This is a genomic window from Streptomyces bugieae (assembly GCF_036352915.1).
Taxonomy (GTDB): domain Bacteria; phylum Actinomycetota; class Actinomycetes; order Streptomycetales; family Streptomycetaceae; genus Streptomyces; species Streptomyces endophytica.
The window spans coordinates 101,854-114,210 of the sequence record NZ_JAZBJP010000025.1; the positions used below are offsets into that span (position 1 = coordinate 101,854).

Genomic DNA, 12,357 nt, shown 5'->3' on the forward strand with positions numbered 1-12,357 from the left:
AAAGGCTCTCACCATGGCACTGCGGTTCGGCGCCGATGTCTCCACGGCGGAGACCGACTACGGCACAGTACTTCTCGACGAGCGCAGCGGGGACTACTGGGAGCTCAATCCCTCCGGCACGCTGGTGGTCAAGACCCTGCTGGGCGGCGGTGAGGAAAGGGACGCCGTCGACGCGCTGGTCGCGCGGTTCGACATCGACCGGGCACAGGCGACTCAGGACGTTGCGGCCTTGGTACAGGAACTGCGGGCATCCGGACTGGCCGCATGACGACCCCGAGCGCACTGGACCGGCCGACCGGCGTCCCGTTCATTCGACGGCTCGCCGCCCGCAGCGTCCTGCTTCCCGCCCTCGCCCTGTCCCTCCTGCCGCCGCGCCGGCTTCGCGCGGTCCTCTCCCTCGCCCGTCGCGGCGCCACGCCCGCCTCTACCTCACAGGCCGCGGCAGCACGTGACGCGATGTGCGCGGCGAGCCTGCGCTGCGCCGGCCCCCGCGGCTGTCTGCCACGCTCGCTGGGCGCCGCCCTGCTCTGCCGGCTCCGCGGCACCTGGCCCACGTGGTGCACCGGGGTGCGGGTGGTGCCCCCGTTCACCGCGCACGCCTGGATCGAGGCGGAGGGCCGTCCGGTCGCCGAAGGGTTACCGGACGGCTACTTCACCCGCCTCATGGTCGTCGCCCCGGTGAGCCGGACGGACCCATGACCGCAACCAGCAGGGAGGTGCCGACCTCGCCGGGCGAGGCGCGGTCCTCGCCCCGCGGCGACCGGTCCACGCGGACCGCGGTGGCCACGCTGTTCCGGCTCACCGCGGGCCACCGGTCCTCGATCGCCGTCGCGACCGCGCTCACCATGGCCGGCTCCGCCCTCGGCCTCGCCCAGCCGCTGGTCGCCAAGCACATCGTGGACAAAAGCGGCCAAGGCCCGCTCGCATGGCCGCTGTTGCTGCTGCTCACCGTGCTCTTCGGGGCCGAGGCCGCGACCGGTGCGGTGGGACGCTTCCTGCTGGAACGCACCGGGGAGGGCGTGGTGCGCGCACTGCGCCACGGCCTGGTGGCGCGGCTGCTGCGCCTGGAGATGAGGGAGTACGACCGGCACCGCAGCGGTGATCTGATCTCCCGGGTCACCGCCGACACCACCCTGCTGCGGGAAGTGGTGGCCCAGGCGCTGTCGGACCTGGTGTCCGGGGCGCTCGTCGGGGCGGGCGCGCTGGTGCTCATGGTGTGGCTCGACCCGCTGCTGCTGCTTCTGATCGCACTGACCATCGCCGCCGCGGCGGGGGTCGTGTTCTCGCTGCTGAAGGGCATCCGGGCGGCCTCGGAACGCATGCAGAACTCCGTCGGCGCGATCTGCGCCGACCTGGAGCGTGCCCTGGGTGCCCTGCCGATGGTCCGGGTGCACCGTGCCGAGGACCGCGAGGCGCGGCGCATCGGGGAGCGGGTCGAATCGGCGTACAGCGCGGGCGTACGGACCGCGAAACTGGCGTCGATGATGAGCCCGGCGGTCGAGCTCGCCGTCCAGGGTTCGTTCCTGCTCGTCCTGGTCATCGGCGGTCTGCGGGTGAACGGCCGGGCCAATTCGCTCGGCGACCTGGTCGCCTTTCTCCTGTACGCGTCCTATCTGGTCCTGCCGCTGTCCTCGGCGTTCCGGGCGGTGGGCCTGATCCAACGTGGCATGGGTGCGTACCAACGGATCGAGCAGGTGCTGGCCCTGCCCGTGGAGCCCGCAGAGCCCGTGGAGCCCGCAGAGCCCGAGGAGTACGGGGAGTACGGGGAGTACGGGGAGTACGGGGAGTGCGCGGAATCCGCCGACCGCGGACAGTCCGCGAAGCCCGTGATGCGGGAGACGACGGCCGTTCGGGAGCATCCACCCCGACGGGCGGAGGAATCCGGCAGGAACGAGCACTCCCGGAGAGGAGGGGCCCCGGCACTCGTCCTGCGTGACGTCCACTTCGGCTACGACCCGCAACGCCCGGTGCTGCGCGGCGTCTCCTTCGACGTCCCCCACCGCCGGCAGGTGGCCCTGGTCGGTCGGTCCGGGGCGGGCAAGAGCACCCTCTTCGCGCTGGTGGCCAGATTCTACGAACCGGACGCCGGAACCCTGCTCTTCGGCGGACGGCCGGCCACCGAACTCGGCCGCGCGCACTGCCGGGCCCGCATCGCCGTCGTCGACCAGAACACGCACGTCATGCACGGCAGTCTGCGCGACAACCTCACCTACGCCGACCCCGATGCCGATGAGCACCAGGTCCGGCGCGTCATCGAACTCACCCAGCTGGAAGAGATGGTGGCACGACTTCCCGGAGGACTGTCCGGTGCACTCGGTGAACGTGGCAACACGCTGTCGGCCGGGGAACGGCAACGGGTCGCCCTGGCGCGTGCCCTGCTCGCCCGACCGTCGCTGCTGCTGCTCGACGAGCCGACCGCGCATCTGGACGCCCTCAACGAGGCCGCCCTGACCCGGGTGATGAAGGACGTCGCCCAGGAGTGCGCGGTGCTGGTGATCGCGCACCGGCTCTCCACGGTCCAGCACGCCGACCGCATCGTCGTGCTCGAAGACGGCCGTACCGTCGCCTCCGGCCACCATGAGGAACTCCTCACCACCAGCCCCGTCTACCGCCGCCTGGCCGCCGGCCAGATGCTGCGCGCGGCCGCCACGACACCGCCCGCCGTGGCCGTACGCCCTGCCCCGCCCGGCACGCAGTGATGTGGCCCCACAGCCGACCACCCATCACCCGTTGATTCACAGGTATCCCCTCCCCGCCGGGTGCGCCGGGTCCGGTACGTTCGTCACGGTCCAGCCACCGCCGCTGGTCAACGCCACCAGCACTTAGAGCTCCTAACAGAATGCTCTGGACACACTCAAATAGGTCACTCGGTTGAGCGGGGCGGACGCGGTGGGTGCGAGTGAGAGCCTCAGGGGTGTTCGTTGATCAGCGCGAGGAGATGTTCCAAGACGGCCCCGTTGCTGGTGCGTAGGCCGTCGTGTTGGTACTCATCGGTGAGCCAGGGCTTCAGGCCGTGGATGATCTGGGCGGTGCTGAGCGACAGGCCACGGTCGAGGTACATATCGTCGTGGTAGATGGCGGCGGCGACGGGAACGGTGTTATTTCGCAGGCGATCGATGTTGTAGAGCGCAGGCCAGGCCGGGCGTTCGGCGATCAGGTGGGCAGCCGGGCGGAACGGCTGCAGCACCGGGTCGGTATCGAACATCCAGGGGTAGATCATCTCCCCGGTGAACAGGATGGGCGCGCCTGAGCCGAGCGCGGCTTCGGCGTCGAACGCGGGGAACTCATCTCGGATGCGCTGAGCCGACCAGCGAGTGGCTGCCATTCCTTGCGCGTATGTGGCCTCGTGCAGCAGGTAGTACAGCGGTCCGCCGGCTACGTCGGCCAGTTCGCGCTCGACCTGGTACAAGAACGCCTCTGACGGTTCGGTTCCGCCGGTGAAGGGGTCTTCGAGAAGATAGTGCAGGCGAAGGCTTCCATCGGTGCCGCCAAGCATGTTGCCCAGGGCCTGGAAAGTTTTGACGGTCAGCGGTCTGCCGCTCGGCAGGATCACCCGGTGGTCGTGCAGGTATCGGGCGACGGCTCGGGCTTGGTCGACGTCGCCTGGGAATCGGTCGTAGTGCTCGGTGTTCTTGAGGGTGACTGTGGGATACAAGGCACGGTAAACCTCATCCGCGGTCGCGCACACGCCGGGCAGTCCTCCGGTGATGAATGCCTGGGCGAGCCGGTGCGGAGCGAAGGACAGGTAGGTGATCGTGCACAGGCCGCCGAAGCTCTGGCCCAGTACGCTCCAGGGCCGGTCCCCTATGAGCGTCCGGCGGATGATCTCGGCATCCCGCACGATCGCGTCCGCGCGGAAGTGCGACAGGTAGTCTGCCTGTGCGCCGGGGTCTCGGATCTGGGCCAGAAGGCGGCGGTCGACAGGAGTGGAGCGGCCGGTGCCGCGCTGATCCAACATGAGCACGCGGTAGTCCCGAAGGGCGCGATTTATCCAGCCTTCACCGCCGAATGGGCGAGGGCTGGCCGCTCCGGGGCCGCCTCCCAGGAACAACAGCCAAGGAAGGTCGCGGCCGGCCTGACCTGTTGCCTGTATCTCACGCGCATATACCTGGATCTGTTGGTCATCGGGCCGGTTGTGGTCGAGGGGAACCGTGAAGGTGTGGTCGACGTGCACCGTGCCGAGGTGGCGGGACGTAGTCATGTCGTCATCCTTGGGCCTTCACGCCTCGATAGCGGAATGATTTTTGAGGCGACGCCAGCAGATGAGGGCACAGCCGAGGGTGAGGAAGGCTTCGTGGATGTCGTCGCGTATCTCCCAGCGGATCCGCAGGCGGCGGAACCAGTGCAGATGGGCGAACGCACGCTCCCCGACCCAGCGTTGGATGCCCAGGCCGGAGCCGAGCTGGGTGCCCCGGCGGGCAATCAGCGGCTTCACACCGAGATCCCAGACCAGCCGGCGGTACTTGTCGTGGTCGTAGCCTCGGTCACTCAGCACCACATCTGGGCGGCGCCGGGGCCGGCCTCGCTTGCCTCGCACCGGCGGCACCGCGTGGTAGGAGCGGGATCAGCTGGGGTCACGTCGTTGCGGTTGCCGCCAGTCAGGGTGGCGGCCAGAGGGATGCCGGTGGCATCGGTGATCAAGTGGTGTTTACTGCCTGCCCTGCCCCGGTCAACAGGGACACGGCCTAAGCGATCACGTTCAGAAGGACTTCGCCGACTACGGTCTGAGCCCTGAACAGGTAGCAGACCTGCGCACTTGGGCCCTGGCCTGGGCCAGCGACCTCGATACCCGGCTCCACGCCGGGGAAGACCTGAACGACAACTGACCCCCGCCAAGTGCGTTGCGCTGCTGGCTCCTTACACCGCGGCAGCAGGACACGGTGTTCGGCGGCTCATGCAGTTACTACCACTGGCGCCTGAGCGCCCGCCTGACCGAGCCCGAACCGGCATGACTGCTTCCCCGACCGCCGGACCGGCCGTCTCGTTGTCGGAAGGCGGCCTGCCGAAGGGCCTGTCGGGCATCCCGGGCCTGCCTGGTGCTCCCGGTGGCGGCAAGGGCACAGGTGGCAACCGGCCCTCGGAAACGCCGTCGAGGACTCCCTCGACGATGCCCTCCGGGATGCCGAAGGAGATGCCTTCCGGGATGCCGAAGGGGCTGCCCAAGGACATGCCGAAGGGGCTGCCCACAGGCATGCCTGGTTTTCCAGGGCTGCCCGGCACCGGCAGCGACACCGGCGCTGGCGGCGGCCGTGCCGCTTCCGGCGGCACGGATGTCGGCGGCGCGGGATTCGACCTCATGGCGAACCCCTCACTCACCCGCGACCAGCGCAGGATCCTCGACTACGCTGTGCGGCACGCTCCGGCCGCGCGGATCAAACTGGCGATGGACGGCGGCGCGATGACCGCGGCCCCGGTCATCCTGGAAAGCGACGACACAGTGATCGCCATGGGCGGCTTCCTGGGCAGCGACAACGCTCCCTCCCTGCGCCAGCTGGCCGCGTGGACGAAGAGCGGGGAACTGCGCTATGTCCTGGCATCCGGCTTCAGTGGCCGCATGGCAGCGATGATGCCCGGCCAGGGCAAGGACAGCCCGGCCGCGCAGCGCTCGGCGTGGATCAGCGAACACTGCGCCAAGGTGCCGGCCTCGACGTACGGAAGCAGCTCGGGCGGCAGCGACCCGGGGGCCGGCGGCAAGGTGAGGCCAGGGGCGGCACCCTGTACGACTGTGCCCCTGAACACCGGAAACAGCCTGATGGCCGGTAACGCAACGGACGGAGCCAGAGAGCGTCATGGTCGAGCAGCGCGCAGACGGGACGGGGCCCAAGCTCCTCGTGGTGAGGACGAGCCCAGCATCCGCACCCTGTTGGAGTCCACATTGCGGCTGACCGGATACGAAGTGCTCAGCACCGGCACCGGACAGTCAGCACTGGTGGAGGTCGAACGGTTCGCCCCCCATCTGCTGCTGCTCGACGTGATGCTGCCCGACCTCGACGGATTCGAGGTGACGCGGAGGCTCCGGACCGCAGGCAACGACACCCCGGTGTTGTTCCTCACCGCGCGCACCGAACTGTCGGACCGCATCACCGGCCTCAGCGCCGGCGGCGACGATTACGTCTCCAAACCGTTCAGCATCGAGGAGGTGCTGCTGCGCATCCAGGCGATTCTGCGCCGCACCGGGCAGGATGTCCCCGCCGATTACCAGCGGGGCATCCTTCGCTACGCCGACCTGGAGCTGGACGAGGACGCCCACGAGGTGCACCGCGCGGGCCACTACATCCCGCTCTCACCGACCGAGTTCAACCTCCTCGCGTACCTCATGGCCAATGCGAACCGGGTCGTGAGCCGGGTCCAGATCCTCGACCATGTCTGGCACTACGACTTCGCAGGTGACGGCCGTATCGTCGAGACGTACGTGAAGTATCTGCGAAGAAGATCGACCGCTTCGACCCGCCGCTGATCCACACGGTCCGGGGCGTCGGCTACTGCCTGCGGTTGCCGCGCACACCCGCCGGGAAGGGCGAGCGGTGAGCAGGTTCATTCTCTCCCGGCCCGCGTCGCTGCGCCGTCGCCTGATCCTGGGGATCACCGTGCTGGCCGCCCTCGCGGTGCTGGCGTCCCAGGCGATCGGCTTCGTGGTGCTGCGTTCCTGGCTGATGGACCGTGTCGACCAGCGGCTCAGGGACTTCAAGCCCCCGTCCCGCGCATTTCTCGACGCCGTCTCCCGAGGGGGGATTCCCGGTCTGGAGAAAGCCCCCGCAGTGCTGCCCTCCGACTTCCGCGTGTACTTCTACAACTCCGGCGGCCGCCTCTTGCACAGATCGCTCGGAGCCGGCGGCAGACCCGGCCCCCGGCTTCCCACCACCCTCGGCGAGGTCGGGCTGGGCGGCGGTCACCCCGTGACGCTCCCCGCGGTATCGGGGGACGGCCACTGGCGAGCGCTCCTGCAGCCCGGCCCCGGCCGGTTGAACGGCGTGGTCGTCCTGCCGCTGGACACCGTCGACGGTGCGGCCTCGAAGATCCTCTGGCTGAACGCCATCCTTCTCGCGGGTACCGTGTTCTGCCTTGTCGGCGTCGCCCGCTGGGTGGTGCGCCTGGGGCTGCTCCCACTGACCCGGATGGAACGCACGGCGGAGACCATCACCGCGGGCGATCTGAGCCGGCGGCTGCCCGACACCGATCCGCGCACTGAGGTCGGACGGCTCGGGCGGGTCCTCAACACCATGCTCGCGCGCCTTCAACGGGCGATGGCGGAGCAGGAGGCGTCCGAAGCGCGGCTGCGCAGGTTCGTCGCGGATGCCGGCCACGAACTCCGTACGCCGCTCACCTCGATCCAGGGCTTCGCGGAACTCGCCCTGCGTCACGAAGGGCGGCCGGCGGACGAACAGCGGGAAGCCAACCGGCTGATCGCCCAGAACGCGGACCGGATGAGACTGCTCGTCGACGACCTACAACTGCTCGCCACACTCGACGAGGAGCCGACCTACCGAAGGGTGGCGGTGGACCTGCTCTCCGTGGCCGCCGAGCGGTCAGCGACACGGCCGTGCACAGTCGCTCCCACCCATTGGACCTCGGTCCGCTGCGCACTGTGCGCGAGCCGGACGGTACCGAGGAATTGGAACTGGTGGAGACCGGGGGAGACGGACACCGGCTGCGGCAGGTCGTCGCGAACCTGGTGTCCAACGCCGTCACCCACACGCCACCGGGCACACCCGTCCACGTGCGCGTCGGCTCCACCCTGGCCGGCCCCAGGACCGGCGGGACCGACCGTCCCGGCCGTACCAGTTCCTCCCCGCCCCTGCCGAGGGGAAGTACCATCTGCGTCATTGAAGTCGCCGACGAAGGCCCGGGCCTCGACCCACACAAGGCCGCCCACGTCTTCGACCGCTTCTACCGGGCCGACCCCTCCCGCTCTCGCGCCCACGGCGGCAGCGGACTCGGACTGGCGATCGCCACCGCCATCGCCCAGGGCCACGGCGGCCGTCTGGAACTCGACACCCACCCCGGTCAGGGCTGCACCTTCCGGCTCGTCCTCCCCGTATCCGCTCCTTACGACCTCGGGAGGAATAGTCGGGGGCGGAGGGGGCCGTGACATGAGGGCGGCCACGCAGGCTCTCAAGGTGTGCATCACGAGCTACTCCGCGTGGCCCTGTCTCATCCTGCCTTCACCGGCATCTCCGCCAACACTTCGGCGAGTTGCTCGAAGAACTCGCGCCACGCTGGGAGTCGGCCCGTGAGTCCGATCGCGCCGGGGAACGCGGCGGTCACCGCCAGCGGGCACGTGGTGCCGGACGCAAGCCGAAGCTGGTCTTCACCGACCGGCTGCTGGTCACCTGGTCTGCCTGCGGCTGGGACTGCCCCACGAGGCCATGGCCGAGCTGTACGGAGTCGACCGCTCCACCGTCTCCGGAGCCGTCCGCCAGGTCAGGCCCCTCCGCGCAGCCCGGGGCTTCGCCATTCCGGACCAGCCCGGCCTGCGCATCCGCACCCTGGAGGACCTGTTCGCCTACGCCCAGCACGAAGCTGTCGAGCTCTGCGTCGATAGCACCGAAGTCCACGTACGGCGCCCTCGCGCCGGCCGTCCGGGGCGCAAGGCGTTCATCTCCGGCAAGAAGCAGCAGAACACCATCAAGACCACCACGTTCAGCGACCGGCAGGGACGAGGGATACCGGGGCCTGGCGAACGAGTTCCCCACCCAGCTCGGTGCCCCGCCCAAGAAACCCGCCGACGACGCCTGCGAAGGCGGCAAGCGGGCCTGGCGCGAAGCCCGGCGCCGCCAGTCCTCCCGCCGGATCTGTGTCGAGCACACCAACGCCGAGTACAAGCAGTGGCGCCCACTCCAGCGGTTCACCGGACGACGCGACGCCTACGCCGAAACCCACCTGGCAATCGCCGGACTCGTCTCCGACCGCTCAGCCCGCAGGCCCACACGCCACCGTTACAGCACCGAGCTGGTGCCCCTCCGGCCGACGGCCTGCTGATCACCCACCAGCCGAACCCCAGGCCCGCACGCACGGAAGTCAATGGGTGCGGCTCCCTCTGAGGGACTGCTCCGGCCAGGCATGTCACTTCTGAAGGCGCTGACTCGTCCGAGAGGGCGGATATCCAGCGGTCGTTCCCCCGAAGAAGAAGGAAACTTTCGTGTTCACCACCTACCTCGTGGTCACCCTGCTCACCTCGACTGTCAACGGCCTTGCCGCCACCGCCAACTTCATCGGCCACGAGTACCCCAAGAGCCAGGCGGACAAGTTGCGCGTGCCCCGGTCCTGGATGCGCCCGCTGGGCACACTGCTGGCGGCGGGCGCGCTGGGACTGCTGGCCGGATTCGCCGTGCCGGTCCTCGGCACGCTCGCCGCCGCCGGTCTCGTGCTGTACTTCCTCGGTGCGCTCTGCACCCACCTGCGGGTCCGTGACTACCAGTTGGCCCCCTGGGCCGTGTTCTTCTGCCTGCCTGCGGCCGCACTGGTCGTGAACCTGGCCTACCACGGCTCCTGGTGACCCAGTGGTGAATCGGGACCCGTCCCTCAGGAGGAGCTGCACCCGAAGTCAATTCCTCCCAGGTCGTTACGACACAGCACCCTGAACGACGGGGGCTGCTCGACGGCCCGCGCACGACTGTGCCCGGCCGACCGGCTTTGCCGCCGCCCCGGCCTGGGCGGTGTCCCACACTCGGTGCTGGCGGAGTTGATCGCGCGTGCGCGGATTCCGGCCCGCGCGGCTATCTGGACCTGACTGCGTTCAACACGGGTGGCGTGACCGAGGTCGCGCCGTATCTGGGCGCCACCTCGCCCTGGCTCGACGCCGGGTGAACGCCGTGTGGGTCCTGATCCGTGGCGAACGGTGCCAGCAAGGCGGCCTCCCGCCGACAACGGCAGCTTGACGACGCCGTCAGGCGCTGAGCGTGTCCTTGACAGTCTGGGCGAGTGGTGTGGTGGGGCGGCCGATGAGGCGGCTCAAGTCTCCTGTTGTGAGGGCGAGTTCACCTCGGCTGACCAGGTCGTCGGCGTCGAGGAGGGCATCGGCGAGATCCTTGGGCAGGCCGTTGTCGAGGAGGATTTGGTGGTAGTGGTCGGCGGTGAGTTGCTGGTAGGCGACGGATCGGCCGGATTGCCGGGATGCCTCGACGGCGTACTCGGCGAGGCTCCAGGCGTGGTCGCTGCTGAGCTCGTAGACCGTGTTGTCGTGGCCTTCGCGGCATAGGACCGCGGCGCGGCGGCGGCGTAGTCGGCGCGAGTGGCGGAGGCGATGCGGCTGTCGGGAGCGGCGGCGCCGAGGAGGACGCCGTGTTCCAGCATGGTGGGCAGCTGCGCGGTGTAGATCTCGGTGTACCAGCCGTTGCGCAGGAACGTGTACGGCAGGCCGGAGTCCTGGATGGCTTGTTCGGTGGTGTGGTGGGCGGCGAACACCGTCCGGCCGGCCCCGCCGCCGAGGATGGAGGTGTAGGCGAGCTGTGCGACGCCGGCGGCCTTGGCGGCCTCAATGACCGCGAGGTGCTGGGGCACGCGGCGTGCGGTGTCGTTGCCGGAGATCAGCAGAACCCGGTCGCCGGCGCCGAACGCGCCGGCCAGGGAGTGGGGCTTGTCGTAGTCGGCGGTGCGGAGCTGGATGCCGCGGGCGGCGAGATCGGCCGCCTTGCCGGGGTCGCGGACCACGGCGGCGACCTGGTCGGCCGGGACCAGTTCCAGCAGGTGTTCCACGACAAGGCGGCCGAGTTGTCCGGTCGCCCCGGTGACGATGAGCATGACGTGTTCCTTGATCGGTGGGTCGACGGGCCGTTCGCCCGAAGTGAGATTGACGGTAGGTCAGAAGTGGTGGGGCCCGAAGCGGCCCCAGGCCACGACGGCGGCGAGGATGAGCAGCAGGATGTTCATGCCGATGACGCTGTTCTCCTTGCGCCGGGCGTGGACGACGACGGCACCGGCCATGGTGAGGGCCAGTCCGGTGGCGGCGAGCGGGGTAAGCGCGGTGGCGGTGCCTATCGCGGCGGGCAGGATCAGCCCGAGGGCGCCGAGGAACTCGACGGCGCCGATGGTCTTGACTGCGCTGGGGGAGAAGTCCTCGACCCAGGGCAGGCTTTTGGCGAGCTTGGTCGTGGGCTGGGTGGCCTTCATCAGGCCGACCATGGCGAAGAAGGCGGCGAGCAGGCCCTGGAGGATCCACAGGAAGATGTTCATGCTGGGGTTTTCCGTTCTGGTGCTGGTGCTGGTGCTGGTGCTGGTGGTCGTGCGGCGGGGTGGGTTGAGGTAGTCGGGTGCGGTTCGGTCAGCCGATCTGGACGGAGCGCATCGAGTTGCCGAACCAGAAGCCGTGATGGGGGAAGGTGACGGCATCGTCGTCGACCGCCGCGCCGAGGGCGACGAACAGCGGGACGAAGTGCTCGTGGGTGGGCAGCGCCTTGCGTACGCCGGGGGCCTGGGTGCGGTAGTCGAGCAGGGCGTTGGTGTCGCGGCGGGTGAGGGCGTCGCCGAGCCAGGCGTCGAAGTGGGCCAGGACCGGGTCGGGGGCGGCGTCGGGGTTGGACATGTCGGGGATGTTGAAGGTGTGGGTGAGCAGGCCGGTGGCGAAGATCAGCACGCCCTCGTCGCGCAGGGGCGCCAGTCGCCGGCCCAGGTCGTACAGGCCCTTCGGGGCGAGGGTGGGGAGGGAGATCTGCAGGACGGGGATGTCGGCGCCCGGGTACATCAGCATCAGCGGGATGAACGCGCCGTGGTCCAGGCCGCGCCCGGGGTCCGCGGTCGGGGCCTTGCCCAGCAGGGCGGTGATGCGGTCGACGAGGCCGGGGTTGCCGGGGGCGGGGTAGGTCAGGCGGTAGAACCGCTCGGGGAAACCACCGAAGTCGTACAGCAGCGGCATCGGGCTGGTGGTGGCGCCGTGGGCGAGCGGGCTGGCCTCCCAGTGGGCGGAGTTCACCAGGATCGCGCGCGGGTGGGGCAGGGCCTTGCCCCAGGCGGCGAGCTCGCTACTCCAGCGGGGGTGGTCGATCAGCATCGACGCTGTACCGGCACTTCCCCACCCGCGTGGCCCTGGTGGAGGAACTGTTCGCCGAGAAATTCCAGGAATGGCTCACGGCCGGCGAGCAGGCCCTGGCCATGGACGATGCCTGGCAGGGCTTCTGCTCCTACCTGGAGAAGTTCTGCGAACTGCAGGCGCGCGACCGCGCGTTCAACGACCTGGCCTCCATGCGCCTGCCCACCGAAGCCCTCACCGGGCAGGTCCGCGCCCGCAGCTACGACCTAGCTGTGCTGTCCGGACAGGTTGGTGACGCGGCTGGCTGGGGTGTGGCCGCTGATTCCAGTATGGGGTCGGTGGTAGTTGTACCAGTCCAGCCAGTCGGGAAACGCTGCCTGCCGTTCGGCCTC

10 protein-coding genes and 5 pseudogenes are annotated in these 12,357 nt (G+C 69.5%); 8 read left to right on the plus strand and 7 right to left on the minus strand.

What is annotated here, in order from left to right:
• Positions 1-13: 13 nt before the first annotated feature.
• Genes V2J85_RS29310 through V2J85_RS29320 form a run of 3 tightly spaced genes read left to right on the plus strand, consistent with a single transcriptional unit; the run spans position 14 to position 2,699 of the window.
• On the plus strand, positions 14-268 hold the full coding sequence (locus tag V2J85_RS29310) for a lasso peptide biosynthesis PqqD family chaperone (RefSeq protein ID WP_330823220.1): 255 nt from the start codon (positions 14-16) through the stop codon (positions 266-268).
• Complete coding sequence (locus V2J85_RS29315; protein WP_261953949.1) at positions 265-699, plus strand: lasso peptide biosynthesis B2 protein; 435 nt, start codon at positions 265-267, stop codon at positions 697-699. The genes V2J85_RS29310 and V2J85_RS29315 overlap by 4 nt, the downstream gene beginning before the upstream one ends.
• The gene (locus V2J85_RS29320) at positions 696-2,699 is read left to right on the plus strand and encodes an ABC transporter ATP-binding protein (RefSeq protein WP_330823221.1); all 2,004 of its coding nucleotides are present in this window, start codon (positions 696-698) and stop codon (positions 2,697-2,699) included. The genes V2J85_RS29315 and V2J85_RS29320 overlap by 4 nt, the downstream gene beginning before the upstream one ends.
• Before the next feature lie 209 nt (positions 2,700-2,908).
• Here the strand turns inward: V2J85_RS29320 and V2J85_RS29325 are convergent, their stop codons facing one another.
• Together V2J85_RS29325 and V2J85_RS29330 are read right to left on the minus strand one after the other, a co-directional pair.
• Positions 2,909-4,201, minus strand: coding sequence for an alpha/beta fold hydrolase (locus tag V2J85_RS29325; protein ID WP_330823223.1), 1,293 nt, complete (start codon positions 4,199-4,201; stop codon positions 2,909-2,911).
• 18 nt (positions 4,202-4,219) lie between these two features.
• A pseudogene (locus V2J85_RS29330) lies at positions 4,220-4,686 on the minus strand (IS5 family transposase); the annotation flags it as partial.
• Positions 4,687-5,296: 610 nt separating this feature from the next.
• Between V2J85_RS29330 and V2J85_RS41625 the strand changes: the two are divergent.
• From V2J85_RS41625 to V2J85_RS29345, 4 genes and pseudogenes are all read left to right on the plus strand, one after another.
• Positions 5,297-5,614, plus strand: a pseudogene (locus V2J85_RS41625) (mannosyltransferase YkcB-related protein); the annotation flags it as partial.
• Positions 5,615-5,752: 138 nt separating this feature from the next.
• Positions 5,753-6,528, plus strand: a pseudogene (locus tag V2J85_RS29335) (response regulator transcription factor).
• A gap of 587 nt (positions 6,529-7,115) precedes the next feature.
• Positions 7,116-7,412 (plus strand): annotated as a pseudogene (locus V2J85_RS29340) (histidine kinase dimerization/phospho-acceptor domain-containing protein); the annotation flags it as partial.
• Positions 7,413-7,585: 173 nt separating this feature from the next.
• Complete coding sequence (locus V2J85_RS29345) at positions 7,586-8,089, plus strand: sensor histidine kinase (protein WP_330823224.1); 504 nt, start codon at positions 7,586-7,588, stop codon at positions 8,087-8,089.
• 172 nt (positions 8,090-8,261) lie between these two features.
• Here the strand turns inward: V2J85_RS29345 and V2J85_RS29350 are convergent, their stop codons facing one another.
• Entirely contained in the window at positions 8,262-8,555 is a 294-nt protein-coding gene (locus V2J85_RS29350; RefSeq protein ID WP_330823225.1) for a hypothetical protein, read from the minus strand.
• Positions 8,556-9,139: 584 nt separating this feature from the next.
• Here V2J85_RS29350 and V2J85_RS29355 point away from each other — a divergent pair.
• Positions 9,140-9,496: a DoxX family protein gene (locus tag V2J85_RS29355; protein WP_261953954.1), complete on the plus strand. Its 357-nt coding sequence runs from the start codon at positions 9,140-9,142 to the stop codon at positions 9,494-9,496.
• Between the two features lie 390 nt (positions 9,497-9,886).
• Here V2J85_RS29355 and V2J85_RS29360 read toward each other — a convergent pair.
• The 4 genes and pseudogenes from V2J85_RS29360 to V2J85_RS29375 form a co-directional block, all read right to left on the minus strand.
• Positions 9,887-10,740, minus strand: a pseudogene (locus tag V2J85_RS29360) (NmrA family NAD(P)-binding protein).
• Between the two features lie 60 nt (positions 10,741-10,800).
• Positions 10,801-11,172: a DoxX family protein gene (locus tag V2J85_RS29365; protein ID WP_261953955.1), complete on the minus strand. Its 372-nt coding sequence runs from the start codon at positions 11,170-11,172 to the stop codon at positions 10,801-10,803.
• 88 nt (positions 11,173-11,260) lie between these two features.
• A complete protein-coding gene (locus V2J85_RS29370) occupies positions 11,261-11,986 on the minus strand; it encodes a dioxygenase family protein (RefSeq protein ID WP_330823226.1) in 726 nt (241 codons plus the stop codon).
• 245 nt (positions 11,987-12,231) lie between these two features.
• On the minus strand, positions 12,232-12,357 hold a 126-nt coding region (locus tag V2J85_RS29375; protein WP_330823229.1), incomplete at its 5' end, for an integrase core domain-containing protein.